24 protein-coding genes are annotated in these 25344 nt (G+C 64.7%); 9 read left to right on the forward strand and 15 right to left on the reverse strand.

Annotated features, from left to right (window positions below; all coding sequences use genetic code 11):
• Window positions 1-12: 12 nt before the first annotated feature.
• From BMY30_RS00095 to BMY30_RS00110, 4 genes are read right to left on the reverse strand one after another with little or no spacing between them, the layout of a single operon-like run.
• Window positions 13-531, reverse strand: a complete 519-nt coding sequence (locus BMY30_RS00095) for a winged helix DNA-binding protein (RefSeq protein WP_244516076.1) — start codon at window positions 529-531, stop codon at window positions 13-15.
• Between the two features lie 20 nt (window positions 532-551).
• Window positions 552-1847 carry a TRAP transporter large permease gene (locus tag BMY30_RS00100; RefSeq protein WP_089709549.1) on the reverse strand — a complete coding sequence of 432 codons (1296 nt, stop codon included), beginning with the start codon at window positions 1845-1847 and terminating at the stop codon, window positions 552-554.
• A 16-nt stretch (window positions 1848-1863) separates the two neighbouring features.
• A complete protein-coding gene (locus BMY30_RS00105) occupies window positions 1864-2415 on the reverse strand; it encodes a TRAP transporter small permease (protein ID WP_089709551.1) in 552 nt (183 codons plus the stop codon).
• A gap of 51 nt (window positions 2416-2466) precedes the next feature.
• Window positions 2467-3468, reverse strand: coding sequence for a TRAP transporter substrate-binding protein (locus BMY30_RS00110; RefSeq protein WP_089709552.1), 1002 nt, complete (start codon window positions 3466-3468; stop codon window positions 2467-2469).
• A 200-nt stretch (window positions 3469-3668) separates the two neighbouring features.
• Between BMY30_RS00110 and BMY30_RS00115 the strand changes: the two genes are divergently transcribed.
• Genes BMY30_RS00115 through BMY30_RS00125 form a run of 3 tightly spaced genes read left to right on the forward strand, consistent with a single transcriptional unit; the run spans window position 3669 to window position 6078 of the window.
• Window positions 3669-4424, forward strand: a complete 756-nt coding sequence (locus BMY30_RS00115; RefSeq protein WP_089709554.1) for a 5-oxoprolinase subunit PxpA — start codon at window positions 3669-3671, stop codon at window positions 4422-4424.
• Window positions 4421-5149 carry a 5-oxoprolinase subunit PxpB gene (gene pxpB / locus BMY30_RS00120; RefSeq protein ID WP_089709556.1) on the forward strand — a complete coding sequence of 243 codons (729 nt, stop codon included), beginning with the start codon at window positions 4421-4423 and terminating at the stop codon, window positions 5147-5149. The genes BMY30_RS00115 and pxpB overlap by 4 nt, the downstream gene beginning before the upstream one ends.
• Window positions 5146-6078 carry a 5-oxoprolinase subunit C family protein gene (locus tag BMY30_RS00125; RefSeq protein ID WP_089709558.1) on the forward strand — a complete coding sequence of 311 codons (933 nt, stop codon included), beginning with the start codon at window positions 5146-5148 and terminating at the stop codon, window positions 6076-6078. Before pxpB ends, BMY30_RS00125 begins: the two co-directional genes overlap by 4 nt.
• 25 nt (window positions 6079-6103) lie before the next feature.
• Here BMY30_RS00125 and BMY30_RS00130 read toward each other — a convergent pair whose 3' ends face one another.
• A complete protein-coding gene (locus BMY30_RS00130; RefSeq protein ID WP_089709560.1) occupies window positions 6104-6316 on the reverse strand; it encodes a hypothetical protein in 213 nt (70 codons plus the stop codon).
• Window positions 6317-6466: 150 nt separating this feature from the next.
• A complete protein-coding gene (gene csiR, locus BMY30_RS00135) occupies window positions 6467-7153 on the reverse strand; it encodes a DNA-binding transcriptional regulator CsiR (RefSeq protein WP_089709562.1) in 687 nt (228 codons plus the stop codon).
• A 143-nt stretch (window positions 7154-7296) separates the two neighbouring features.
• Between csiR and lhgO the strand changes: the two genes are divergently transcribed.
• Window positions 7297-8496, forward strand: a complete 1200-nt coding sequence (lhgO, locus tag BMY30_RS00140; protein ID WP_089709563.1) for an L-2-hydroxyglutarate oxidase — start codon at window positions 7297-7299, stop codon at window positions 8494-8496.
• 11 nt (window positions 8497-8507) lie between these two features.
• Here the strand turns inward: lhgO and BMY30_RS00145 are convergent, their stop codons facing one another.
• Complete coding sequence (locus BMY30_RS00145; protein WP_089709565.1) at window positions 8508-10226, reverse strand: SulP family inorganic anion transporter; 1719 nt, start codon at window positions 10224-10226, stop codon at window positions 8508-8510.
• Between the two features lie 145 nt (window positions 10227-10371).
• Here BMY30_RS00145 and BMY30_RS00150 point away from each other — a divergent pair, with 145 nt between their 5' ends.
• Window positions 10372-11646, forward strand: a complete 1275-nt coding sequence (locus BMY30_RS00150; RefSeq protein WP_089709567.1) for an O-acetylhomoserine aminocarboxypropyltransferase/cysteine synthase family protein — start codon at window positions 10372-10374, stop codon at window positions 11644-11646.
• 35 nt (window positions 11647-11681) lie between these two features.
• Here BMY30_RS00150 and rarD read toward each other — a convergent pair whose 3' ends face one another.
• Window positions 11682-12611 carry an EamA family transporter RarD gene (gene rarD, locus BMY30_RS00155; RefSeq protein ID WP_089709569.1) on the reverse strand — a complete coding sequence of 310 codons (930 nt, stop codon included), beginning with the start codon at window positions 12609-12611 and terminating at the stop codon, window positions 11682-11684.
• Between the two features lie 136 nt (window positions 12612-12747).
• Here rarD and BMY30_RS00160 point away from each other — a divergent pair, with 136 nt between their 5' ends.
• Window positions 12748-13563: an amidohydrolase gene (locus BMY30_RS00160; protein ID WP_089709571.1), complete on the forward strand. Its 816-nt coding sequence runs from the start codon at window positions 12748-12750 to the stop codon at window positions 13561-13563.
• On the forward strand, window positions 13563-14261 hold the full coding sequence (locus BMY30_RS00165; RefSeq protein WP_089709573.1) for a pseudouridine synthase: 699 nt from the start codon (window positions 13563-13565) through the stop codon (window positions 14259-14261). Before BMY30_RS00160 ends, BMY30_RS00165 begins: the two co-directional genes overlap by 1 nt.
• Before the next feature lie 55 nt (window positions 14262-14316).
• Here the strand turns inward: BMY30_RS00165 and BMY30_RS00170 are convergent, their stop codons facing one another.
• From BMY30_RS00170 to gloB, 7 genes are all read right to left on the reverse strand, one after another.
• Window positions 14317-16059 (reverse strand): sensor domain-containing diguanylate cyclase, encoded by a 1743-nt coding sequence (locus BMY30_RS00170; protein ID WP_089709575.1) that lies wholly within the window; start codon window positions 16057-16059, stop codon window positions 14317-14319.
• Between the two features lie 195 nt (window positions 16060-16254).
• The gene (locus BMY30_RS00175) at window positions 16255-17853 is read right to left on the reverse strand and encodes an ABC transporter ATP-binding protein (protein WP_089709577.1); all 1599 of its coding nucleotides are present in this window, start codon (window positions 17851-17853) and stop codon (window positions 16255-16257) included.
• The gene (locus BMY30_RS00180) at window positions 17846-18940 is read right to left on the reverse strand and encodes an ABC transporter permease (protein WP_089709579.1); all 1095 of its coding nucleotides are present in this window, start codon (window positions 18938-18940) and stop codon (window positions 17846-17848) included. The genes BMY30_RS00175 and BMY30_RS00180 overlap by 8 nt, the downstream gene beginning before the upstream one ends.
• Window positions 18941-18944: 4 nt before the next feature.
• Window positions 18945-20018: a microcin C ABC transporter permease YejB gene (locus BMY30_RS00185; RefSeq protein ID WP_089709581.1), complete on the reverse strand. Its 1074-nt coding sequence runs from the start codon at window positions 20016-20018 to the stop codon at window positions 18945-18947.
• Window positions 20019-20078: 60 nt separating this feature from the next.
• A complete protein-coding gene (locus BMY30_RS00190; protein ID WP_089709583.1) occupies window positions 20079-21908 on the reverse strand; it encodes an extracellular solute-binding protein in 1830 nt (609 codons plus the stop codon).
• A 42-nt stretch (window positions 21909-21950) separates the two neighbouring features.
• Window positions 21951-23144, reverse strand: a complete 1194-nt coding sequence (locus BMY30_RS00195) for a transglycosylase SLT domain-containing protein (RefSeq protein WP_089709585.1) — start codon at window positions 23142-23144, stop codon at window positions 21951-21953.
• 73 nt (window positions 23145-23217) lie between these two features.
• Window positions 23218-23985, reverse strand: a complete 768-nt coding sequence (gene gloB / locus BMY30_RS00200) for a hydroxyacylglutathione hydrolase (protein ID WP_089709587.1) — start codon at window positions 23983-23985, stop codon at window positions 23218-23220.
• 96 nt (window positions 23986-24081) lie between these two features.
• Between gloB and BMY30_RS00205 the strand changes: the two genes are divergently transcribed.
• The gene (locus BMY30_RS00205; RefSeq protein WP_089709589.1) at window positions 24082-24855 is read left to right on the forward strand and encodes a methyltransferase domain-containing protein; all 774 of its coding nucleotides are present in this window, start codon (window positions 24082-24084) and stop codon (window positions 24853-24855) included.
• The gene (rnhA, locus tag BMY30_RS00210) at window positions 24848-25333 is read left to right on the forward strand and encodes a ribonuclease HI (RefSeq protein WP_170840030.1); all 486 of its coding nucleotides are present in this window, start codon (window positions 24848-24850) and stop codon (window positions 25331-25333) included. The genes BMY30_RS00205 and rnhA overlap by 8 nt, the downstream gene beginning before the upstream one ends.
• Window positions 25334-25344 lie beyond the last annotated feature (11 nt).

A 25344-nucleotide genomic window follows, 5' to 3' on the forward strand; every position in this document is an offset into this window, starting at 1 on the left:
CGTCGTTGGCCTTTACAGCGAGGCGGCGGAGCGGGCGGCCTGGTCATAGAGCCCGGACATGGCCCGCAGCAGTCCCGCCAGGCGACTCATCTCCTCGCGTTCGATACCCATGGAGGAGAGTGAGTCGACCAGGCAGGCCTCGCGGATCTCGGCATAGCGGCCACAGGCCTCCCGCCCCGGCTCGGTGGTGCCAAAGAAGGTCTCCTTGCCCTGCTTTTGGCCGGCCACCAGACCCAGGCGGGTCAGCTTCTTCAGGGCATAGGTCACCGTATGGGTGTCCTCGACGTTGAGCACCAGGCAGATGTCTGCCTGGCGCTTGGCGCGCTCGCGATGATTGACGCTGTGCAGTACCAGCACGTCCAGGGGACCGAGTTCCGGATAACCGGTGGCCGTCATGCAGCGCACCATCCAGCGGTCGAAGGCATGGCCGGCGATGATCAGGCCGAACTCGAACTCCGAGAGTTCCTGACTGCTGCGCGAAAGATGCTCCGAGGAGACGATGGGTCCGCGGGGTGTCCTTGCACTTGTCACCTGGTACTCCTTTTCCATGATCAGTTGCCCATGGCCTGGGGCAGCCAGGTGACGATGCCGGGGAAGAGACTGATCAGCACCACACCCAGCATCATCAGGAAGAAGAACGGCATGGCCGCCCAGGCGATCGACAGGATATTGCGACCCGTCATGCCCTGCAGCACGAAGAGGTTGAAGCCGATGGGCGGGGTGATCTGCGACATTTCCACCACGACCACCAGATAGATCCCGAACCAGATCAGGTCGATACCCGCGGCCTCGACCATGGGCAGCATGATCGAGGTGGTCAGCACCACCACCGAGATGCCGTCGAGGAAACAGCCCAGCAGGATGAAGAACAGCGTCAATGCCGCCAGCAGCATGAACGGCGACAATCCCATGGTGCCGATCCAGGCGGCGAGCTCCCGGGGAAGGCCAGTGAAGCCCATGGCGGCGGTCAGGAAGGAGGCGCCTGCCAGGATGAAGGCGATCATGGTCGAGGTGCGCACCGCCCCCAGCAGAGCGTCGCGAAACACCAGGCGATCCATGGTGCCCTGAATCCGGGCCAGCAGCAGCGACAGCACCACCCCCACGGCCGCTGCCTCGGTGGGGGAGGCCAGGCCGGCATAGATCGAACCGATCACCCCGACGATCAGCGCCAGCAAGGGAAGCAGACGGCGCGTCCGGCGCAGTTTCTCGACCAGCGGCAGGCCGGTCTCGGCGGGGGGGATCTTGTCCGGGAAGCGCCAGGACCAGAGCATCAGGTAGGCGGCGAACAGCGAGATCAGCAGCAGGCCCGGGAAGATGCCGGCCATGAACAGGCGGGCGATGGACTGATCGGTGGCCACCCCGTAGACGATCAGGATGATCGAGGGTGGGATCAGCAGGCCGAGGGTCGCGGAGCCGGCCAGGGTGCCGATGATGAGCTGCTCGTCGTAGCCGCGGCGGGTGAGTTCGGGAATGGTCATCCGGCCCATGGTGGCGCAGGTCGCCGCCGAGGAGCCGGAAACGGCGGCGAACAGGCCGCAGCCCACCACATTGGTATGCAACAGGCGCCCTGGAATGCGCTGCATCCAGGGTGACAGGCCGGTGAACATGTCGTCGGCGAGCCGTGAGCGAAAGAGAATCTCGCCCATCCAGATGAACATCGGCAGGGCGGTGAGCTCCCAGCTGTAGCTTTCGCCCCAGACATTCGAGGCGAGCACGTCGCCGGTGGGTACCGAGGTGAACTGCGAGAGCCCCAGCCAGCCCAGCCCCAGCAGGGAGAAGGCCACCCAGACGCCGCTGCCGAGCAGCAGCAGCAGAGCGGTGAAGAGGACCGCCATCATCACGAGCATGCTGTGTCTCCCGGGCTCATTGCTGGCCGCTGTCGTCGATGGTGAAGGTGGACGGCCGGGTCAGTGCGGTCGCCAGGGTCGCCAGCCAGGCCTCGGCCAGTGCCAGGCAGAACAGCACCACGCCGGTGAGCATGGCCGACTGAGGGATCCATAGCGGAATGTTCACCAGGCCGTAGGAGGACTCGTTGAAGGCGATGCTGTCGGCCAGTAGCCAGTAGAGGTACCAGCCGAGATAGAGGCTGAGCACCAGGGCCACGCTCAGGCAGAAGAGCTCGACGAAGGCGCGCGGGGCGGCGGGAAGCCGCCCGATCAGCAGCGTCACGCGAATATGGCCGCCATGGATGAAGGTGTACGCGAGCCCCAGGAAACTGGCACCGACCAGCAGGAAACCGGAGATTTGCGCGAGGCCGGGAATCGCCAGACCGATGCGGTCGCCACCGATGGCGGTGGCGATGAGATCGATGATGCGCCCGAGGATCTGGGCGGTGATCAGGGTACAGATCAGGCAGAGACACAGGGCGGCCAGGTAGCCCCCCCACTGGTAGAGCGGTCGCAGGCGATAGGTCATGGTGAGAACCGGAGGTTGATGCCGGGACGAGGCGTCCCGGCGGATGGCGGATCAGTCGCGAGCGGCCTCGTAGGCCTCGAGGATAGCGGCGCCCTGGTCACCGGCGCGGCCGGCCCACTCCTCGGTCATGGTCTCGCCGACCTCCTGGAGCAGGCTGGCGAGTTCGGGCGTCGGCTCGCTGACGTCGATGCCGTTTTCCTTGAGCGCCGCAATGGCGTCGTCGGTCTCCTGGCGGCTCATCTCCCAACCGCGCGTCTCGGCTTCGGCGGCCGCGTCCAGTACCGCCTGCCGGGTGGTCTCGTCGAGACGCGAGAAGGCCTGCTCGCTGACGATCACCATATTCTTGGGCAGCCACAGCTGGGCGTGGTTGAAGTGGCTCAGGTAGTCCCAGGCCTTGGTGTCGGCACCGGTGGCCGGCGAGGTGATCATGGCGTCCACTCGGCCAGTGCTGAAGGCGGTGGGGATATCCGGTACCTCGACCTGGGTCGGTACGGCACCGACCAGCTGGGCGATCCGTTCGCTGGCGGTGTTGTAGGCCCGCATGCTCAGGTTCTTGAGGTCGTCGGGCTCCTCCAGGGCATGCTGGGTGTAGATGCCCTGGGGTGGCCAGGGAACGGCGAAGAGAATACGCAACTGCTGTTCGGCGAGTTCCTCGGCAATGATCTCCCGTGAAGCCTCCCACAGGGTCTGGGCTTCCTCGTAGCTGGTCGCCAGATAGGGCACCGAGTCGACTTCGAAGATAGCATTCTCGTTGGCCAGGCGGGACATGATCAGCTCGCCGATGGGCACGATGCCGCGACGCACCGAGTTCTTGATCTCGGCGTGGCCAATCAGCGAACCGTTGGAGTGCACGGTGATGTCCAGTTCGCCATCGGTTGCCTCGCGCACGTCGTCGGCGAATTCGCGGATATTGACGGTGTGGAAGGTCATGTCGCCGTAGGGTGTCGGCATGTCCCATTCTGTTGCGGCCTGGGCGGTGCCGCCCAAGGTGGCTAGGCTGATACCAATGGCGACAGCCGAGGTCAGATGCAGGATAGGGAGGCGGGCAGTCATGGCGGTTCCTCGAATCGGGTTCTTGTTGTCGCTGCGGGCTGTCCTGCAGCGGGTCCTCCAGAAGGAGTCTAGTGATTGTTCGGCAAAAAGGTTAGGTGGCAGGGCAATGCCGAGTCAACGATATGTAGACTAAAGGGCGTTATTTAACCTATAAATTATTGATAAATTATACCTAAAACCTAGCTCAGAGGAGGTGGATCATGAAATCCCTGCTGCTCAATGCCGACATGGGCGAGAGCTTCGGTCCCTGGGTCATGGGCTTGGACCACGAGGTGATGCCCCACGTGGACCTGGCCAACGTGGCCTGCGGGTTCCACGCCTCCGACCCCGACGTGATTCGCATGACCGTGCGGCTGGCCAAGCGCCATGGCGTCACCGTGGGCGCCCACCCCGCCTACCCGGACATGGTTGGCTTCGGGCGGCGTTCGATGGCCTGCTCGGCCGAGGAGGTCGAGAACCTGGTGCTCTATCAGCTCGGCGCCTTGGCCGGGGTCTGCCGAGCCGAGGGCCTCGAGGTTGGATACATCAAGCCCCACGGGGCGCTCTACAACGACATGATGCGTGACCCGGAAATCCTCGAGGCGGTGATGCGTGCGCTACTGGCCTTTGACGCCCGCCTGCCGTTGATGGTGATGGCCACCCGAGATACGTCTCCAGCCCGGGAACTGGCCGAACGGCATGGCGTCACGCTGTGGTTCGAGGCCTTCGCCGATCGCGCCTATGATGCCGAAGGGCGGCTGGTCTCCCGGCGAGAGCCGGGGGCCGTGTATCACGACCCCGAGGTGATCGTCGATCAGGCGCAGCGCATTGCCCGTGGCGAGCCGCTCACGGCCATCGACGGCAGCGATCTCGTGCTTGCCGCCGATACCCTCTGCGTGCATGGCGACAACCCCGAATCGATTGCTGCCATCGAGGCGATCCGTGAGGCGCTCAACGGCATGGCGAGCGCATCATGAACCGTTACTTCCCGCAGGGGCTGCCGCGCCTCGAACCCGCCGGGCTCGATGGCTGGATGGTGCGCCTGTTCGATGCGATCGACGAAGGCAACATGCCCTGGCTCACCGCCTTGGTGAGAGACTGTGAGTCGGCATTCGGCGATGGGCTGGTCGATCTGGTGCCCTCCTATACCACCCTGCTGGTGGTCTTCGACCCACTGCGACTCACGCCAGGTGAGGCCAGACAACGGCTGGTCGAGCTTCTGCAGTGGCTGGAACCCGATGAAGAGGCGCAGGATGCACCGGTTCAGGAACTGCCGGTATGGTACGACGCCTCGGTGGGGCCCGAACTGTCGCGACTGGCCGAGCTTGCTGACATGAACCTCGAGGAGGTGGTGGCCTGCCACAGTGAACGTAGCTACCGGGTCTTTGCCCTGGGCTTTGCGCCGGGCTTCGCCTTCATGGGCAGCGTCGACTCCAGGATCGAGGCGCCGCGCCTGGAGTCCCCGCGGCGCCGCGTGCCGGCGGGCAGTGTGGCCGTGGCGGGACAACAGACCGCCGCCTATCCCGCCGTCACGCCGGGCGGCTGGAACCTCATCGGTCGCACTCCGACGGTGCTTTTCGATCGCGACCGGGAGGGATTCAGCCTGCTCCGGGTCGGCGATCGGGTGCGCTTCGTGCCCATCGATCGTGCCGAGTTCGAGCGCCTGGGTGGCGACCCCCGCCCGATGGAGGAGGGAGCATGACACATTCAGTAAACGGCCTGAGTGTGACGAGGGCCGGCCCTCTGGCACTGCTCCAGGATGCCGGGCGCTTCGGCGTGCGTCGGCTGGGAGTGACTCAGGGTGGTCCGCTGGACCTGCACGGCTGGGCCTGGGCCAACCACCTGGCGGGTAATGCCTGGGGAACCCCGGCACTGGAGGTGACCTTCGGCGGGCTCGAGCTGGTAGCCGAATGCGACCTGGTGCTTGCCGTGGCAGGGGCGGATCTGTCCATGACCCTGGATGACGAGCCGCTGGCCGGCTGGCAATCGCTGTCGGTGAAGGTCGGCCAGCGAATCGCCTTCGATGCGCCGGTAAATGGCTTGAGGGCCTATCTGGCGGTGGCCGGTGGCTTCTCGGCCGAGCCGGTGCTTGGCAGCGTGGCCTGTGTGGCACGCGAGGGACTGGGCGGTCATGATGGCCAGGGGCACCGACTGGCCAAGGGCGATTGCCTGAAAGTAACGCCACGCAAAGCTTCCACCGGAAACGAGGCTCCCCGGGAGGAACAGTATGACTATTGCCAGTCGGTCGACCTGGCGCTGCTGCCAGGTGCCCAGATCGGCGAATTCAGCGGGGTGAGCCTCTTCCAGGCATTCAATGCGCCCTGGCACGTGGATGATCGTGCCGATCGCATGGGGGTACGCCTGACCGGTCCGCGGCTCCATTGTCGGATGAACAGCATGATTTCCGAGGGGATCGGCCTGGGAGCGGTGCAGGTGCCGCCCGACGGCCAACCCATTGCCCTGCTCAATGATCGCCAGACCATCGGCGGCTATCCGCGACTCGGGGCGCTGACGCCGCTGGCCTGCTCACGGCTGGCTCAATGCCTGCCGGGACAGGAGGTACGGCTGAAGGCGGTATCGACCGAACAGGCCCTGGCAGCCTACCGAGGCTTCCGCGCCGGATTCGCCTGATGCCCTCTCACCCGATAACCTCGTATCAGATGCCCAGGCCGCTTTCGCGTAGCAGTTGATCGATGCTGCGATCGACGCGGGGGGCCGCGGCATCTTCGAGGAATAATTGGGTCTCCAGGTCGGCCAGGCCGGCCTGTACAAGGCGCTCGATCAGCTCGGCCTTGGTGATACCGGTGTGGTGGCTGGCACGCTCCAGGCGGGCTTCCAGGTCGCGAGGAAATTTCAACAGGTGGGGCATATCGTCGTCTCCATAAAGCCCGGTCCCGGGCGGCCTTATTATATCGACACCATAAAATGCCGGTGCGTTCCTGTCATGCTCTCGAGTCTGGCGCGCCCGGGTGACAGCATCGTGACAATGTCTTGATGCTTGTATGGCAGTGGGTCCTGTTCAGGCCAGTCCCCGATGACGCATGGCCTCGGTGATGATGGGGACCGGCGTCATCAGGTGCTCGCGCATCATCTCGGCGGCACGCTGGGCATCGCGAGAGAGGATAACCTCCACCAGGGCAGCATGTTCACGCCGCTTGCGTTCCAGGGCTTCGGCAGAGAAGACCGTCTCGCGCAGCCAGAGATGGCGGTAGCGCTCCACCTGGTCGAACAGGCTTTCACGAACCTTCAGCAGGTGGGGGGAGTTGCAGCCAGCGGCGATGGCTGTATGGAAGGCCTTGTGGCGGGTATCCCAGACGTCGAGCAGTTCCTCGGAGCTGTTGACTTCGGTCACCTTGGCCAGCGTATGGGCCTTGGCCAGAATGTCGGCCTCCCAATCATCGCCCCCGCGCTGGATGGCGAGCTCCAGGGTAAGCCCCTCGAGCTGGGCCCGGGCGTCATAGAGGTCGGCGAGTTCCGAAAGCGACATGGGCGCAACCCGATAGCCACGCTGGCTGATGGCCACCACCAGGCTCTCGGCCACCAACTGCGAGAGTGCCTCGCGCAAGGGACCGATGCCAAGCCCGTAACGCTCCTTGAGACCGCTCATCAGCAGCTTCTCGCCGGGCATGAAGACGCCGCGGATGATGTCGCGTTTCAGCCAGTGGTAGGCACTGACACCGAGGTTCTGTTTCGAGGAGGTGTCCATGGCGCGCTGTCGTTCCGAATGTGGCAGCTATCATACCCAATCATCGCCACTGTGGTGAATCGTGCCGTGTCGCATCGAAAAATGGAAACGGGCCGAGATCATGGATATTCTCCGGTCACAAGCCTGTCATTGTGAGGTGAGCCGTGTACGACTTCATCATCATCGGCGGGGGTATCCTCGGCATGTCTACCGCCATGCAGCTGAGTGAGACCTTTCCCGACCGGCGCATCCTGCTGCTGGAGAAGGAGTCAGGCTCGGCCCACCATCAGAGTGGTCGCAACAGCGGTGTCATTCATGCCGGCGTCTACTACGCGCCCGGCAGCCTCAAGGCGCGCTTCTGCCGCGAAGGCAACCGGGCCACCCAGGCGTTCTGCGAGACCCACGGCATCGAGACCCGTATCTGCGGCAAGCTGCTGGTGGCCACCAATGACCTTGAGCTTGAACGCATGCAGGGACTCTGGGAGCGAACCGGTGCCAACGGCCTCGAGCGTGAGTGGCTATCCGCCGAGGCACTGCGCGAACGTGAGCCGGCAATTACCGGCGTCGGGGCCCTCTTCGTGCCCTCCAGCGGTATCGTCGACTATTCCCGGGTAACCCGTGCCATGGCCGAGGCGTTCGAGCAACGCGGTGGACAGCTTCGTTTCGACCAGGAGGTCACCGGGATCGACGAGCGCCCCGGCGAGGTGGTGGTCAGGACCCGCAGCGACGAGTTCTCGACCCGCTACCTGATCTCCTGTGCGGGGCTGATGGCCGACCGCATCGTGAGGATGCTGGGACGTGATCCCGGCTTCATCATCTGTCCCTTCCGCGGCGAGTATTTCCGCCTGCCCGAGGGGCGTAACGGAATCGTCGATCACCTGATCTACCCCATTCCTGATCCGGCCATGCCCTTCCTCGGCCTGCATCTGACGCCGATGATCGACGGCGGCATCACCCTTGGCCCCAATGCCGTGCTGGCACTGGCACGTGAGGGGTATCGCAAGTCGGATGTCTCGCTGCCGGACATGGCGCGGCTGTTCACCCATCCCGGGGTGTGGCGGATGCTGTCCCGTAACGTGCAGCCGGGGCTGGAGGAGCTGCGCAACTCCTTCTCTCGTCGCCGTTACCTGGCGCTGGTGCGCCGATACTGTCCGGAGCTGACGCTCGACGATCTTCAGCCCTGTCCCGCCGGAGTGCGCGCCCAGGCTGTCTCCCGCGACGGCCGGCTGATCGACGACTTCCTGTTCGTCAACACGCGGCGTACCGTCAACGTCTGCAATGCACCCTCACCGGCGGCCACCTCGGCCCTGCCTATCGGGCGCTACATCGTCGACAAGGTGACGGAACAGGTGGAGGTCGGCTGACAGGCTGGCCTTCAATCCGTGTCAGGCGGACGCTTGAGCTCCTGCCAGGCCGCATAGGTGCTGAGAAAGACCCTTCCCGAGAGGTCGTCTAGGAAGTCGCTGTGCTTGAGGCGGTCCATCACCGGCCCCTTGACTTCGGCCAGGTGGAGGGTAACCCCGGAGTCCTTGAGGCGGGCGTTGATGGCATCCAGGCTCCCCAGCGCCGAGGCATCGATCAGGTTGACGGCCGAGCAGATCAGCACCACATGCTCGAGTTCGGGCCGGCTGGCCACCAGGGTATATACGGTGTCCTCGAGATAGCGGGCATTGGCGAAATAGAGGCTCATGTCGATGCGTAGCATGGCCAGGTGGCTGACGGTCTCGGTCTCGTGGCGTTTGACGTTGCGGAAGTGCTCGGTACCGTCGATGCGGCCTACCAGCACGCTGTGTGGACGGCTGGTGCGGTAGAGAAACAGGGCGATGGATAGCAGGACACCCGAGATAATGCCGGCCTCGACGCCTTCCAGCAGGGTCAGCAGAATGGTAATCGCCAGGGCCGAGAAGTCGCTGCGCGAGTATCGCCACGTCTGACGGATGGTAGCGGTATCCACCAGGGTCAGGACGGCCACGCTGATGGTGGCGGCCAGGGTGGCGATGGGAAGATGGTAGAGCCAGGGGGTGAGGGCCAGGGTCACCAGGCCGATGCCGATGGCGGCGAAGAGTCCCGCCATCGGGGTCTGGGCACCCGACTCGAAGTTGATCACCGTTCGCGATAGCCCTCCGGTCACTGGCATGCCGGCAGTGAAAGCGGCGGCCAGGTTGGCGCCGCCGAGCCCGATCATCTCCTGGTTGGGGGAGATTCGCTGGCGCCGCTTGGCCGCCAGCATCTGGCCCATGGAGACCGATTCCACGAAGCCTACCATGCTGATCAAGAAGGCCGGCATCAGCAGGGTGCTCCACAGCGAGGCATCGAAACCCGGCAGCGTGAGGGGCGGCAGTCCGCGAGGGATCTCTCCAACCACGGCCACACCCTGCTCGGCCAGCCCGAACTGCCAGGTCACCAGCGTGGTAACCACCACGGCCGCGACCGGGCCAGCGCGGGCCAGCAGATCCGCCAGGGCCGGTGGAAGATGCAACGCCATCAGCGCCTGCTTGCCTGCCTTGCGCACCGCGATCAGGAAAACGAGGCTGCCGGCGCCGATGGCAACCGTCGGCCAGTGGCTCTCGGCCAGGTTTTCCACCAGACTCAGGCCGAGCGCCATCACGGTGTGGCCGCTGGCCTCGATGCCCAGCAGGTGGGCAGCCTGACTGGCGGCGATCAGGATACCCGAGGCGGACAGGAAGCCTGCGATCACGGGGTGACTCAGGAAATTGACGAAAAAGCCCATTCGCAGTAGGCCCATCAGCGTCAGGATGGCGCCGGAGAGCAGTGAGAGTACCAAGGCTGCCTCGAGGTATTCCGGCGATCCCGGTGCGGCCACGTTGCTCAAGGCCGCACCGGTCATCAGGGCGATGATGGCCACGGGGCCCACTGCCAGGGTGCTGCTGGTACCGAGTAGGGTATAGAGCAGCAGGGGCAGGATGCTGGCATAGAGACCGACCACCGCCGGCAGACCGGCGAGGATCGCATAGGCCAGTGACTGGGGAATCACCATCACGGTGACGATCACGCCGGCCAGCAGGTCGGCCCCGGCCAGTCGGCGGGTGTAGTGAGGTAGCCAGGTGATGATCGGCAGGTAGCGCTTGAGCATCCTTGTTCGCCATGTCGTTGGCAGGGGCGACGGGAGCGACCCCGAGGCATGGCTACCAGACTAAACGATATTGGTCCCCGCGTTCAGGGTTCGTTAGCATCGGGTAAAATAGTGGATATCCCACGACACCCCAGAAGGACACGCCATGAAGCTCGAGACCCTCGCCCTGCACCACGGCTATGCCCCGGATGACCAGCACGCCGTGGCGGTACCCATCCACCAGACCACCTCGTTCTCGTTCGACAACGCCCAGCATGCGGCGGACCTCTTCGACCTGAAGGTCGAGGGCAATATCTATTCGCGGATCATGAACCCCACCTGTGCGGTGCTCGAGCAGCGCGTGGCGGCCCTCGAGGGCGGCATCGCCGGATTGGCAGTGGCCTCGGGCATGGCGGCCATCACCTATGCCATCCAGACCATCGCTGAGGCGGGCGACAACATCGTCTCCATCAGCGAGCTCTACGGCGGCACCTATAACCTCTTCGCCCATACGCTGCCGCGCCAGGGCATCGAGGTACGCTTCGCCGACAAGGATGACATCGCCGGCCTCGAGCCGTTGATTGATGCCCGCACCAAGGCGGTATTCTGCGAGAGTGTCGGCAACCCCTCGGGCAGCGTGGTGGACATGGCTGCCCTGGCCGAGGCCGCGCATCGCCACGGCGTACCGGTGATCGTCGACAATACCGTGCCGACCCCTTTCCTGTGGCGGCCCATCGAGCACGGTGCCGACATCGTCATCCACTCGGCTACCAAGTATATCGGCGGCCACGGCACCACCGTGGGTGGCGTGATCGTCGACTCTGGCCGATTCCCCTGGGCCGAGTACCCCGACCGCTTTCCGCTGCTCAACGAACCGGACGTCTCCTACCATGGTGTCTGCTATACCCGTGACCTGGGCGAGGCCGCCTTCATCGGCCGTGCGCGGGTGGTGCCGCTGCGCAACATGGGAGCGGCACTCTCCGCCCAGGCGGCTTGGAACCTGTTGCAGGGCCTCGAGACCCTGTCGCTGCGCATCGAGCGCGTCTGCGACAACACCCTGAAGGTGGCCAAGTATCTCGAAGAGCACCCGTCGGTGACCTGGGTGCAGTACGCCGGCCTCGAGAGCCACAAGGATTACGCTCTGGCGCAGAAGTACATGAACGGACACGCCTCGGGCATCCTCAGTTTCGGCCTCCAGGGCGGACGTGAGGCCGGGGCGCGCTTCTACGACGCCCTGGGCATGATCCTGCGCCTGGTCAACATCGGGGATGCCAAGACCTGCTCGTCGATCCCGGCGTCCACCACCCACCGTCAGCTCAATGACGAGGAGCTCGAGGCGGCTGGCGTGAAACCGGACATGGTGCGCCTCTCCATCGGCATCGAGCATGTTGATGACATCCTCACGGATCTGGAGCAGGCCCTGGCCGCCAGCCAGGCCTGATCCTGTCTCGGCTCACCAGCGGGATCGGAGGCAGGTCAACGCGATGAGGTGGCCGAGGTTCTCGCCGCCCGTGGGCGTGACCGCCAGGCTGACCAGGAGTAGAGGGCCAGCCCGATCCAGATCAGCAGGAAGGTGGTGAGTTGCACCGGTGCCAGGGGCTCATGGAAAACCAGCAGGGCGATGACGAACTGGATGGTCGGGTTGAGGTACATCAGGAAGCCGAGCGTCGCCAGGCGAAGGCGGCGCGCGGCCCCGGCGAACGCCAGCAGGGGCAGGGCAGTAATCACCCCGCTGGCCACCAGCAGCGCGGTAGTGCGGCCATTGTCGAAGAAGTGGGAGAGCTCGGCCTGGCTTAGCCACCCAAGCGCCATCAGGGCCAGGGGCAGCAGCAGCAGGGTCTCGACGAAGAGCCCCGAGAGGCCGTCCAGTGGCACCTGTTTGCGCAGCAGGCCGTAGGTACCGAAGGAGAAGGCCAGGACCAGGCTGATCCAGGGCAACTCGCCCAGCAGCACGAGCTGGATCGCGATAGCCAGTCCGGCCAGTCCCACCGCTACACCCTGCAGGCGCGCCATGCGCTCTCGCAGTACCAGCATGCCCAGCCCCACGTTGACCAGTGGGGTCATGAAGTAGCCCAGGCTCGCCTGCAGCACATGGTGAGTTTCCACCGAATAGATGTAGAGCCCCCAGTTCACGGCGATGAGCAGAGCGCAACCCAGCACTCGGCCGAGGCGCTTCGGCTCGGCAATGGCTCGGCGGATGGGTGACCAGCGGCCGAGCAAAGTGACCAGCCCGGCCAGGAAGAGGCAGGACCAGATTACCCGGTGAAGTAATATCTCAAAGGCGGGCACGCCCTGGAAGAGGGCGAAGAACAGCGGGAAGCAACCCCATGTGATATAGGCGGTCAGGCCGAAGGCAACGCCCTTGGCGGCTTCGCGGTCGGGCAGGGAGACGGGGATGGCGGACATGCGAGCCTCGCAATAAAAAGGAGCTAACCTAGCAGGCTACAGGTTTGCTTGCCATGGCCTGTGAGCATCGGCTGACGGCGGCGGGGCTCCTGGGGTAGGCTGTGTTCGAGCATGTTATCTGAACGGGAGTCCCAGGATGAGCGAATTGAGAACCACCCTGGTGCAGTGTGACCTGCGCTGGGAAGACCCCGACGCCAACTGCCGGATGCTCGAGGAAACCCTTGGCGATCTGGACGGCAATGACACCGATCTGATCGTGCTGCCGGAGATGTTCGCCACCGGCTTCACCATGAACTCCCGGGAGATGGCCGAGCCCATGGCCGAGAGTCGCACCGTGGCCTGGCTGCAGGGCCAGGCGACTCGCCGGGGTTGTGTGGTGACAGGCAGTGTTGCCGTGATGGACAACGGCGACTACTTCAATCGCCTGGTCTGGGCGCGCCCGGATGGCAGCCTGGTCACCTACGACAAGCGCCACCTGTTCCGCATGGCCGGAGAGCACGAACGCTACGCCATGGGGCACGAACGGGTGATCGTCGAGCTCAAGGGTTTCCGGATCCTGCTCAGCGTCTGCTACGATCTGCGCTTTCCCGTCTGGCTGCGCCAGCAGCCCGGCCCCGACGAGCACTTCGAGTATGACGCCCTGCTGTGCGTGGCCAACTGGCCGGCACCCCGGCGCCATCCCTGGCGAGTGCTGCTGCAGGCCCGGGCCATCGAGAACCTCTGCCCGGTGATCGGCGTCAACCGGGTCGGCGAGGATGCCAAGGGGATGAGCTATGCCGGGGATTCGATGCTGGTCGATGCCAAGGGCGAGGCGCTGCTCGACGAGCCCCGTGATATCCCCTTCCTGAAGACCGGCAGTCTCTCACTCGAGGAGCTGCGCAGCTTCCGAGAGAAGTTTCCTGCCTGGCGCGATGCCGACCACTTCGGCCTCGCCGACGGGGTCGGCTACTGATGCGTCTGGACCGTTTCCTTTGCGAGACCACCGATCTCACACGAAGCCTGGCCAAGAAGGCCTTGCACCGTGAGGAGGTTCTGGTGGAGGGAAGGGTGGTCAAGAATCCTGCCACTCAGGTCGACGACCAGAGCCGTGTCGTCTGGAACGGCGAGCACCTGGCCTTGGTCGGCCTGCGCTACGTGATGCTCCACAAGCCCGAGGGCGTCGAATGTAGTGCCCGTCGTGGCCTCTACCCGTTGGTTCGCGAACTGGTCGACTTGCCCCATGTGGAGCGCCTGCAGACGGTCGGCCGACTCGACGTCGACACCACCGGGCTGGTGTTACTGACCGACGACGGCCAGTGGTCGCACCGCGTCACGTCGCCGAAGCGGCGCTGTGGCAAGGTCTATCGGGTCATGCTCGACGAGCCGTTGGACGGCGCGGCGCTGGATGACGCCGTGGCCCGTTTCGCTGAGGGCCTGTTGCTCGACGGCGAAGAGAAGCTGACGCGTCCCGCGGACCTGGCCATGCGCTCGCCGTGCGTTGCCGAGCTGACGCTCTTTGAAGGCAAGTACCATCAGGTCAAGCGGATGTTCGCGGCCATCGGTCACCAGGTGGTGGCCTTGCACCGTGAGTCGATCGGTCCGCTGTCCCTCGGCGAGCTGGCGCCCGGTGAGTGGCGAGAGCTCAGCGAGGACGAAGTGGCGCTGTTCTGAGTCCAGGTTCGCCCCGGTGAGCCTTTGAGACCCTCTGGCGTCGGGCGAGGTGCCTTCATGCATAGATCTCGATTCTCGCCCGCCCGCGATGTTTGGCCGAATATAGCGCCTTGTCGGCGAGCCCGATCAACGTCAGGGGGTCGCCGGCATGCTCGGGGTAGGTGGCAATGCCGCAGGAGATCGTTAGGGGCCCAAGCTCCCGGTTCCGGTGACGGAAATGCGTTCGGCTCAGGATCTCCAGCAGCTCGGCGAGGCGGGCCTCGGCGCTGGCTGATGTTGCCCCGGGCATGATGATGACGAACTCCTCGCCGCCCATCCGGCAGACCACGTCGGCGTCGCGGAAGTGATGGCTCAGCACACGCCCCACGCCCACCAGCACCGTATCCCCCGCCTCGTGTCCCTCGCGGTCATTGAACTGCTTGAAGTGGTCGATATCGATCATCGCCAGGGTCAACGACGTGCCCTGACGACGCGCGACCGCCGCCTCGTGCTCGAGAAGCTCATCGAAGTAGCGACGATTGTGCAGCCCGGTCAGGGCATCCTGGTAGGAATAGGCCTGCAATGTCTCGACCATGTGCTCCAGTTCCCCTGTGCGCTCGGCGACCTGCTTTTCGAGGGAAAGGTTGAGTCGGTGCAGTTCGCGCTGGATATGCCGGTAGTGCCAGAGCGAGATCATCACGATGGCCAGCGCGAAACCCAATGCGCCACCACTCACGGGAACCCGGCGCCAGGGCAGCAGGCCGTGGGCCACGGCCATGTCGACCAGCAACAGAAGGGCGAAGAGCCCGTAGCTGGTGATGATCAACTTCTGCTCGGCGTTGAGAGCGTCTAGGCGCACGACGATGGTGGTGAACATCACCAGCAGAGTGACCAGCAGCAGGGCATCGAAGGTGGGGAAGGTGCTGGAGAGGTCGATGATCCCGGCCAGTGCCAGTCCCGGCGCCAACACCAGGTAGCCTAGGTGCAGTTGCCAGATGCGGCGCAGCAGTATCGGACGTTGGGCGGCGAACCAGTGTTCCAGCATCAGTCCCATGGCCACCGGCAAGGTATAGTAGCCGACGGCTGCCAGGTAATCCCACAGCAGGGGGATATCCAGAAGCAGCTGACTGGCCTGAGTCTCGGCCAGCAGCATGATGCCTGAAGCCAGAGAGAACAGTCCGATACCGAAGAAACTTCGCCGGTTGCCCTGTACAAGGGCGAATATGGAGGCGAGCAGGGCCAGCAGTAGCAGGAAGGCGCTGACGATCAGATCAGCGGCCGAACGCTCGAGGATGTAGCGCAGCAGATCGAGGCGCTCCATCAGCTTGACCTCGCCCCATAGGCCGATGTCGGTGTAGTCGGAGAAGACGCGGAAGTAGAGCGTCTTGCCCGCAAAGGCTTCGGGCAGGCTGATCATGTGCCAGGGCCAGCCCGCGAATCGTCCTTCCCCGCGATCATCGAAATGCCCGTGCTGGTAGATCAGTTCGTCCTCCAGCCAGGCCTGGGTGATCAGGTCGACGCTGTAGATGTAGAGCACCGGGTCGCGCCATTCTCCCTCGGGGAGGGTGATGCGGAACCAGGCATGCTTGCTGCCACCGCGGACAGGCGGGTTGGAGGGGAAGGCGATCGGCTGCCACTCGCCCTGTGCTGGTGGATCATTGACCCACGCCGGGGTGCCGTCGTCTTGGAAGGGGGAGTCTCCCCAACGATATTCCCAGCCCTCATCGAGTGACAGCGGGGCAGAGTCGGCACTGGCGGGTAACGCCATCAAGAATGCCAGGAACAGTATTCCAAGCAGGGAAGGAAGGAGTGTGCGCATGGCGTCCTGAAGCCTTTTAACAGGCGGTCAGTGTAACCCAGCGTAACCACTGGCGGATGCTTACCTTGTCAACGCGCCCAGAAATGTCACGCGGCACCTTGGATGTCAGGAGTCTGTTTTTATACCGTTATCTTGCTTTTGACTACCAATATCAGGCTCGTATCAGTAAACAACAACCAAGGTGACGTGACTTGCTCATTCGCGTGGCGAAAGCCCGGCGGCCGCTACCAGGGCTCGAGTATAGTCGCTGGCGGGATTCTCCAGGACCTGCAGGCAGTCACCCTCTTCCATCACCTCGCCGTCCTTGAGCACCAGCACTCGATGGGCCATGGCCCGAACCACAGCCAGGTCGTGGCTGATAAACAGATAGCTGAGATGCCGCCGGGCCTGAAGGTCGCGCAGCAGTTCGACGAGCTGCTTCTGTACGCTGCGGTCCAGGGCCGAAGTTGGCTCGTCGAGGACCACCAGTCGGGGCTCGAGGATGATGGCGCGGGCCACGGCGATGCGTTGGCGCTGGCCGCCGGAAAACTCGTGAGGGTAGCGGGAAGCGCACTCCTCGGGCAGACCCACCTCCCGCAGAGTGGCACGCACGCGACGGTCGACGTCGGCTTTAGTGAGCTCCGGATGATGGAAGCGTAGTCCTTCGCTGACGATATCGAAGACCGGCAGGCGCGGCGAGAGCGAGCCATAGGGATCCTGGAACACCACTTGCAGGTTGCTGCGCTGGCGACGCAGGGTGTTGCCGGTCAACTGGTCGAGGCGGATACCGTCGAACTCGATCTCGCCGCTGCCCTGACCCAGGCGCAGCAGCGCAAGCGCCAGGGTGGTCTTGCCGGAACCAGATTCACCGACGATCCCCAGGGTCTCGCCGGGCGCGACGTGGAGATCCAGCGGCTTGACGGCTTCGAACGGGGGCGGGCGGCGAGCAAACAGTCGAGTCGGGCGCGGGAAGCTGACGCCGATCCTTCGGGCGTTCAGCAGCGGAGCGACTTGTGTGGCGGGGGTTGGGCGGCCAGTGGGTTCGGCCTCCAGCAATAGTCGCGTGTAGTCACTGCGGGGATGATTGAAGACTTCGGTCACCGGGCCGGTTTCCTGTTCGCGGCCGCCATTCAGCACGCAGATGCGGTCGGCGTGGCGACGCACCAGATTGAGGTCGTGGGTGATGAAGAGCATGCCCATGCCGTGCATATCGCGCAGTTCAGCGAGCAGGATGAGGATCTCCTGCTGCACGGTGACATCCAACGCGGTGGTAGGTTCGTCGGCGATCAGCAGCTCCGGTCCATTGGCAATGGCCATGGCGATCATGACCCGCTGGCGCTGGCCGCCGGAGATCTGGTGCGGCCAGGCATCCAGCAGTTCTTCGGCACGCGGCAGTCGCACCTGCTCCAGCAGTTCCCGGGTGCGCGCCCGGGCGGCCTTGCCGCTGAGCCCCTGGTGCAGGCGCAGGGTCTCGCCGATCTGCTTGCCGATGGGGTGAAGCGGATTGAGCGAGGTCATGGGTTCCTGGAAGACGAAGCCGACCCGGCCGCCACGCAGTCCTCGCCACCCCCGATCATTCAGGGTGGTGAGGTCGGTTTCGCCCAGTCGACGTCTGCCTTTCACCCGGGCATTGGGGGGCAGCAGGTTCATGGCGCCGAGTGCCGAGACCGACTTGCCGGAGCCGGATTCGCCGACCAACGCCAGCGTCTCGCCACGGTTGACGGTGAGCGACAGCCGCTCGACCACGGTGACCTCGTCGAAGGCGATGGTCAGGTCGTGTAGCTGCAGCAGGGGGGTGGTGCCAGGCTCACGCATCGGGCCCGCTCCTCCGGGATTCGTTCGTTGCCGGGGACGGGCTGGCGGCATGCTGGATATGGCGTGGGTCGAAGGCATCGCGCAGCCCCTCGCCGATAAACACCAGCAGCGAGAGCATCACCGAGAGGGTGATGAAGGCAGTGATCCCCAGCCATGGGGCCTGAAGGTTGTTCTTGCCCTGGGCGACCAGTTCCCCCAGCGACGGAGACCCTGGGGGCAAGCCGAAGCCCAGAAAGTCCAGGGCGGTGAGGGTGGTGATGGCCCCGGTGAACAGGAAGGGAATGAAGGTCAGGGTCGCCACCATGGCATTGGGCAGCACGTGGCGCCACATGATCAGCCACGAGGGTAGGCCCATGGCCCGAGCGGCACGCACGTATTCCAGGTTTCGCGCGCGCAAGAACTCGGCACGTACCACGTCGACCAGGCCCAGCCAGGAGAACAGCAGCATGATGCCCAACAACCACCAGAAATTGGGTTCCACCAGGCTCGCCAGGATGATCAGCAGGAACAACATCGGTAGCCCTGACCAGATCTCGGTGAAACGCTGGCCGATCAGGTCCACCTTGCCGCCGAAGTAGCCCTGGATGCCGCCAGCCAGTACACCTAGTACCAGCGATCCCGCGGTGAGCACCAACGCGAAGATCACCGAAAGCCGAAAGCCGTAGATCACTCTGGCCAGAACGTCGCGGCCCTGGTCGTCGGTGCCCAGCCAGTGGCGGGTCGTGGGGGGTGACGGGGCCGGATGGTCCAGTTGCATGTCCAGGGTCTCGTAGGAGAAGGGGATCGGCGGCCAGAGCATCCAGCCATTGGCCGTGATCTCGTCGTGCACGAAGGGGTCGCGGTAGTCGGCGGGGCTGGGCAGGAAGCCTCCGAACTCGGTGTCGGGGTAGTCGACCATCACCGGTACATACCACTTTCCCTCGTACTGCATCACGATGGGCCGATCATTGGCGATCAGCTCGGCCACCAGGCTTACCACGAAGAGGGCCGCGAAGATCCACAGCGAGACTCTCGCGCGGCGGTTGTCGCGGAAGACCGCCAGGCGGCGACGCGTGATGGGGGAGAGCTCGCGCGAGAGCAGTGACATCGGTTCAGGACTCCCGTGACTCGAAGTCGATGCGCGGGTCCACCCACACATAGGTCAGGTCGGAGATCAGCTTCAGGATTAGCCCGATCAAGGTGTAGAGGTACAGGGTGCCGAAGATCACCGGGTAGTCGCGCTGCATCACCGCCTCGAAGCCCAACAGGCCCAGGCCGTTGAGCGAGAAGATTACCTCGATCAGCAGCGACCCGGTGAAGAAGATGCCGATCAGGGCGGCCGGCAGCCCGGCGATGATGATCAGCATGGCGTTGCGGAACACATGGCCGTACAGCACCCGTCGGTCGCTGGCCCCCTTGGCGCGGGCGGTGAGCACATACTGCTTGTGGACCTCGTCGAGGAAGCTGTTCTTGGTCAGCATGGTCAGGGTCGCGAAGCTGCCGATCGCCGAGGCGATCACCGGCAGGGTGATGTGCCAGAGGTAATCCTTGACCTTGCCCCAGGCGGAGAGCTCGTCGAAGTCCGGCGAGGTGAGGCCGCGCAGCGGGAACAGGTCCCAATAGCTGCCGCCGGCGAACAGCACGATGAGCAGGATGGCGAACAGGAAGCCGGGAATGGCGTAGCCGATGATCACCAGTCCCGAGCTCCAGACATCGAAGCGTGAACCGTGATGGAGTGCCTTGCGAATGCCCAGCGGGATCGAGACCAGATAGACCACCAGCGTGGTCCAGAGCCCCAGCGAAATCGACACGGGCAGGCGCTCGAGCATCAGGGTGGTGACCTGCTCATCGCGGAAGAAGCTCTCGCCGAAATCGAAGGTGGCGTAGTCGACGATCATGCCGAGGAAGCGCTCATGGGCGGGCTCGTCGAACCCGAACTGCGTCTCGAGCTTCTCGATGAAGGCGGGAGGAATACCCCGGGCGCCTCGCGATTCGCTGCCCGACGCGACGTCACCACCGCCCCCTTCCATGCGGGTGCTGGCCTGGCTCGAGAGCCCCTGGAAGCGGGCCAGCACCTGGTCGATGGGCCCCCCCGGGGCAGCCTGGACGATGATGAAGTTGAGCAGCATGATCCCCAGTAGGGTGGGGATCATCAGCAGCAGGCGGCGCAGTACGTAGCGGGCCACGGCGTATCCTTACTCCACGGATGATGGCAAACGGCGGGCCGGGTTGACGGTAATGCTCCCTCAGCGGTTGCGCTGGCGCTCCTCGATCTCGGCGCCGCGCTCGGGGTCCACCCACCAGGCGGCCAGGTCCAGATTGTACTCGGGGAAGGGTTCCTGCCAGCCGAACTTGTCCCACAGGGCAATACGCGTCTGACCCAGATGCCACTGGGGAATGACGTAGAAGCCCCAGCGAAGCACCCGGTCCAGTGCCCTGGCAGCCGTGTCCAGTGCCTCACGGGAGTCGGCGGCGATCAGGGTGTCGACCAGCTCGTCGATCACCGGATCGCTGAGCCCGATCAGGTTGCGGCTCTGGGGGACCTCGGCGTACTCGCTGGTCCAGAAGTCGCGCTGTTCGTTGCCGGGGTTGGCCGACTGGGGAAAGCTGCCGACGATGATATCGAAGTCGAATTGGCGCAGTCGGTTGAGGTACTGGTTGACGTCGACGATGCGGATATCGCCCTCGATGCCGATCTTGGCCAGGTTCTGCAGCAGCGGCTGCACGACTCGTTCGAACTGGGTGTCGAAGAGCAGTACCTCCAGGGTCAACGGGTCACCGGAGTCGAGGTGGGTCATGACACCGTCGCGCACCACATAGCCGGCTTCGTTGAGTAACTCCAGCGCCTTGGCCAACCGGGGTCGCATCTTTTCGGGTTGCTCGATGGGCAAGGGTTCGTCGAAGACCCGTGCAGGAAGCCCCTCGCGGTGCGGCTCGAGCAGGGCCAGCTCGGCCTCGCTCGGAAGGCCTTCGGCGGCCATCTCGGAGTTGGCGAAATAGCTTTCGGTACGCTGGTACGCGCCGTAAAAAAGGTTGCGGTTGAGCCACTCGAAATCGAAGGCCAAGTTGAGGGCCTCGCGGACCCGCACGTCCTGGAACTTTTCGCGCCGCAGGTTCATCACGTAGGCCTGCATGCCGGCGGGCTGGCCGTCGGGTACCTCGAGCCGCTTGACGAACCCCTCCTCCATGGCCGGGAAGTCATAGGCGGTGGCCCAGTTTCGGGCACTGGTCTCGATCCGCATGTCGAGGTTGCCGGCCTTGAAGGCCTCGAGGGCCACCGTCTGGTCACGATAGTAATCGTAGACCAGACGGTCGATGTTGTGACGGCCCCGGTTCACCGGGAGGTCGCGTCCCCAGTAGTCGCCAACGCGCTCATAGACGATGCGCCGTCCCGGTTCCACCGTGCCGATGCGGTAGGGGCCGGAGCCCAGCAGGGCATCGCGAGTGGTGGCCTCGAAGTCACGACCCTCCCAGAAATGGGCCGGCAGGATCGGCAACTGGCCGATGATCAGCGGTAGCTCACGCGAATCGCTGTCGGCGAGGTCGAAATGGACGGTATCCTCGTCCACGGCTCGGATGCCCGCGACGTCGGCATAGTAGGCGCCATAGAAGGGTTGGCCCTGCTCGGTCAGGGTCTCGAAGCTGAACACCACATCCTCGGCGGTGACCGGTTCGCCGTCATGGAAGCGTGCCTTGGGGTGCAGGTCGAATTCGATCCATTGCCGATCCGGATCCAACCGCACGCCTTTGGCGAGCAGGCCATACATCGAGAAGGGCTCGTCAGGGTTCTGGGTCAGCAGAGTGTCGTAGATCTCGGTCAAGCCGGTGGCCGGGGTGCCACGGATGATGAAGGGGTTGGTGGAGTCGAAGCTGCCGATGGCCGAACGCACCAGGCTGCCACCCTCGGGGGCCTCGGGATCGGCATGCGGAAAATGCAGAAAGTCTGTCGGCAGGCGAGGGTCACCATACAGAGCCAGGCCATGCACAGTCGGCACATCGGCCGGGTCGGCCGCCATGACATGCCCACTGAGCAATGTACCCAGCAGCAGGCCCAGGCCAGGGGCAGCGTATCGCATCGATCAGATTCCTCGCAGCAGGCGGGGCCGTGGCCCCGGACATCAACTACCGGAAAGTGTCAGCTGTTGCCCCGGTTGTAAAGCGTTGGGCCGCTCGATGCCGTTCCAGCGAGCCAGGTCGGCCGGGGTCACGGCATGACGGGATGCGATGGCCGAGAGACTGTCCCCGCGGCGGACCACATAGACGTCATCGCCGTCAGCAGTGGCCGTGCGACCGCTTGCGTCGCCGTTGAGCCGGGCCACCAGCCGCTCGGCACTGTCGGCAGGCACCAGCAGTCGCTTTACATGGCGGGGATCAGCATTGCTGCCCAGCAGGCCGGGATTGAGATCGGCCAGGGCCGCGTGGGAGACGCCCGCCAGGCGTGCTGTCTCGCCGAGGTCCATCGGCCGAGTCACCGGGACCTCGGCGACGGCCGGTGCGGCCTCGATGTTGGGCAGTTCGACGTCGTAGCGTTCCGGTTCAGCGACGATTGCCGAGATGGCGATCAATTTTGGGACGTAGGCCATGGTCTCCCGTGGCAGCTTTAGGTCCCAATAGCTACCCACCTGCCCGCGGGAGCGCGCGGCGCTGCGGGCATTGTTCACGGTACCGGCGCCGGCATTATAGGCCGCCAGGGAGAGCTCGATGTCACCCTCGTACCACTGCTCAGCCTGCATCTCGATGTAATCGAGGGCGGCATGGGTGGAGCGCGCGACATCCAGGCGGCCATCGTAGCCGCCACCGCGGCGCAGCCCCAGGGCATTACCGGTGCCGGGCATGAACTGCCAGAGACCGGCAGCCCCGCGGTGGCTGCGAGCAGTGGGATCGAAGGAGCTCTCGATGAAGGGAATCAGGGCGATCTCGCCAGGCAGACCACGCTCCTCCACTCGCTCGGTAATCCAGGCGAGCCAGGGCCTGGCGCGCTCGGTGATCTCGGTGATGTTGTGAGGGCTCTGGCGGTAGTGGTCGATCCACTGCTGGACTCGTGCCTGATCGACGTCGTCCTGCCAATGGAAGGCCTCGGCGAGGCGCGACCAGGCGTCCGTGGGTTTGGGTTCCAGCGCCAGGGCATCCCAGAACGTCTGGTTCGAGGGAAGCGCGGTGGGTTGGGCCGTGTGGCTGGTCGAATCGTCCGTGAAATCGCGCTGGTGCGTCGTTGAGGCCTGGCTGTTACCAGTGGCGGCCATCAGCGAACCCATCAGCGCGAGACAGCTGGTTAACCCCAGGATCCGTCGACGTGTCGTGTGGTAAGTCATCGAGAGGTCTTCTCCTGGTCGTGCATAATCCTGCCGCCATGGGCAGGCATGGTGTCATTCGGCAATGGCGTGTTCAGAAGGTATCCTTCCACGCGCGTAGTGTGGTGAAGGTCGCAAGGTTGCCGTCGGTGTCGCCATGCGCCGCCGCGGCTCGGCGTACGCCGGCCGACTCGCAGCGCAGGAAGGGATTGATGCTTCGTTCGCGACCCAGGGTGGTGGGCAAGGTCGGACGGTCGAGCTCCCGAGCCCGCTGGCACTCTGCCTCGGCGGTCTCGACATCGGGATTGTCCGGGTCGGCGGCGCGGGCAAATGCCAGGTTGGCCAGGGTGTACTCGTGGGCGGCAAACACCAGGGTGTCCTCCGGCAGTGATTCGAGGCGCGACAGCGATTCATGCATCTGAGCCGGGGTGCCCTCGAAGAGCCGGCCGCAGCCACCGCTGAACAGCACGTCGCCGCTGAACAGCAGCGGTGGGATGCCGGCTGTGAAGAAGGCGATATGGTCCAGGGTATGGCCGGGCAGGGCGAATACCTCGAACAGCCTGCCCATCACTCGCACCTCGTCTCCTTCACTGACCCGCTCGTCGATGCCCTTGATCTCGGGATTGTCCGGGCCGATCACCCGCGGTGAATAGCGCTTGATCAGCTCCGCCAGGCCACCGGTATGATCGTGATGGTGGTGGGTAATCAACACGGTGCTGAGCTCCAGCCCCTCGCGTTCCAGCCACTCGATCACCGGCGTTGCATCGCCGGGATCCACCACGCAGACTGCGTGGCTCGTATCCTGGCGCAGTAGCCAGATATAGTTGTCGCTTAAGGCGGGTATCGGTGTCACGCTCAACATGGGCTCGGGGTCCTTGACGGAGGCGTTGCCAGACGCTGCCGCGATTCGCTGCGATATGGTTTACAAAACCTGGCACTGTGGAGGGAAAACGGCACTATGTCAAATTCGCGGGATCCCCATGTCCTGGCGCAACTGGTCCGTGAGGGGCGGCGTTACTGGGCGTCGCCGGCGGGCCAGGCGCTATGGCGGTCCGAGCGCGCCTGTCTGGGGCCGGTCTGCGAACGCCTCATCGGGCAGCACAGCCTGGAACTGGGTATGGCGCCCATGCTCAGTGACATCTGTCCGATCCGCCATGCCCTGGGCTGGGCGCCGAGCTGCGAGATGGCCGACCATGAGTCGACCCTGGTGTGTCCGCCGGATGCCTTGCCCCTGCCCGATGACAGCCTGAGCCTGGTGGTGGTCCATCACCTGCTGGAGGTGGTGCCTGACCCGCATCACATGTTGCAGGAAGCAGCGCGTGTCACCGCCGACAATGGGCGACTGATCATCTTCGGTTGGTGCCCGCTGAGCGCGGGGGGGATGTCGCGTGCCTGGCCGGGCAGGCGACGTCGCATGCCCTGGCGAGGCCAGTGGCGGACCCCCGGTCGGCTTGGCGACTGGCTGGCGTTTGTCGATTTCGAGATCGAGCGGGTAGACTATTGCGGCTTTCATCTGCCCGGCAGCCTGCCGCGCAATACCATGCTGGAGACCCTCGGGCGGCGCCATAACCTGCCGCTGGGTGACAGCTACATGATTCATGCCCACCGCCGGACGCAGCTCGCCCAGTCGCAGCGCTCGCGCTTCGAGCTAACACGCCCCTTGGCCGGGCCGGCGTTGGGCAGCGCCACGCGGGCCCGGCCACAATCGGAAAGGAACCGCAAGGGTGACTGACAGACACCACGCCGAGCCCCCGCAGACCGAGCCTTCACAAACAGTGACGATCTATACCGACGGGGCCTGCCGCGGCAATCCCGGCCCTGGTGGGTGGGGGGCACTGCTGGTCAGTGGTCACCACGAGAAGGCGCTCAAGGGTTTCGAGGCGGTGACCACCAACAACCGCATGGAGCTGATGGCAGCGATCATGGCGCTGCGCGAGCTCAAGCGCCCTTGCCGCGTGGCACTTTGGACCGACTCCGAGTACCTGCGCAAGGGCATCACCGAGTGGATCCACAACTGGATCAAGCGTGGCTGGAAGACCGCCTCACGACAGCCGGTCAAGAACGCCGAGCTGTGGCGCGAGCTCCACGAGGAGACCCATCGGCATGCGATCGAGTGGCACTGGGTCAAGGGACACAGTGGCCATCTCGGCAACGAACGGGCCGATGAGCTGGCCAACCAGGCCATCGACGAGCACCGTGCCCGCGCCTAACGCCACGCCTT

It is taken from the genome of Halomonas daqiaonensis (assembly GCF_900109725.1).
Classification (GTDB): Bacteria; Pseudomonadota; Gammaproteobacteria; order Pseudomonadales; family Halomonadaceae; genus Halomonas; species Halomonas daqiaonensis.

Coding starts and splice junctions, on each gene's coding strand:
- BMY30_RS00105 (WP_089709551.1), bottom strand. CDS start 2,415: ATGACCTATCGCCTGCGACCGCTCTACCAGTGGGGGGGCTACCTGGCC.
- BMY30_RS00190 (WP_089709583.1), bottom strand. CDS start 21,908: ATGCGATACGCTGCCCCTGGCCTGGGCCTGCTGCTGGGTACATTGCTC.
- BMY30_RS00145 (WP_089709565.1), bottom strand. CDS start 10,226: ATGCTCAAGCGCTACCTGCCGATCATCACCTGGCTACCTCACTACACC.
- BMY30_RS00205 (WP_089709589.1), top strand. CDS start 24,082: ATGTCAAATTCGCGGGATCCCCATGTCCTGGCGCAACTGGTCCGTGAG.
- BMY30_RS00160 (WP_089709571.1), top strand. CDS start 12,748: ATGAGCGAATTGAGAACCACCCTGGTGCAGTGTGACCTGCGCTGGGAA.
- BMY30_RS00180 (WP_089709579.1), bottom strand. CDS start 18,940: ATGTCACTGCTCTCGCGCGAGCTCTCCCCCATCACGCGTCGCCGCCTG.
- csiR (WP_089709562.1), bottom strand. CDS start 7,153: ATGGACACCTCCTCGAAACAGAACCTCGGTGTCAGTGCCTACCACTGG.
- BMY30_RS00170 (WP_089709575.1), bottom strand. CDS start 16,059: ATGCGCACACTCCTTCCTTCCCTGCTTGGAATACTGTTCCTGGCATTC.
- pxpB (WP_089709556.1), top strand. CDS start 4,421: ATGAACCGTTACTTCCCGCAGGGGCTGCCGCGCCTCGAACCCGCCGGG.
- BMY30_RS00195 (WP_089709585.1), bottom strand. CDS start 23,144: ATGACTTACCACACGACACGTCGACGGATCCTGGGGTTAACCAGCTGT.
- BMY30_RS00150 (WP_089709567.1), top strand. CDS start 10,372: ATGAAGCTCGAGACCCTCGCCCTGCACCACGGCTATGCCCCGGATGAC.
- BMY30_RS00110 (WP_089709552.1), bottom strand. CDS start 3,468: ATGACTGCCCGCCTCCCTATCCTGCATCTGACCTCGGCTGTCGCCATT.
- gloB (WP_089709587.1), bottom strand. CDS start 23,985: ATGTTGAGCGTGACACCGATACCCGCCTTAAGCGACAACTATATCTGG.
- BMY30_RS00115 (WP_089709554.1), top strand. CDS start 3,669: ATGAAATCCCTGCTGCTCAATGCCGACATGGGCGAGAGCTTCGGTCCC.
- BMY30_RS00175 (WP_089709577.1), bottom strand. CDS start 17,853: ATGCGTGAGCCTGGCACCACCCCCCTGCTGCAGCTACACGACCTGACC.
- BMY30_RS00100 (WP_089709549.1), bottom strand. CDS start 1,847: ATGCTCGTGATGATGGCGGTCCTCTTCACCGCTCTGCTGCTGCTGCTC.
- rarD (WP_089709569.1), bottom strand. CDS start 12,611: ATGTCCGCCATCCCCGTCTCCCTGCCCGACCGCGAAGCCGCCAAGGGC.
- BMY30_RS00165 (WP_089709573.1), top strand. CDS start 13,563: ATGCGTCTGGACCGTTTCCTTTGCGAGACCACCGATCTCACACGAAGC.
- BMY30_RS00125 (WP_089709558.1), top strand. CDS start 5,146: ATGACACATTCAGTAAACGGCCTGAGTGTGACGAGGGCCGGCCCTCTG.
- BMY30_RS00130 (WP_089709560.1), bottom strand. CDS start 6,316: ATGCCCCACCTGTTGAAATTTCCTCGCGACCTGGAAGCCCGCCTGGAG.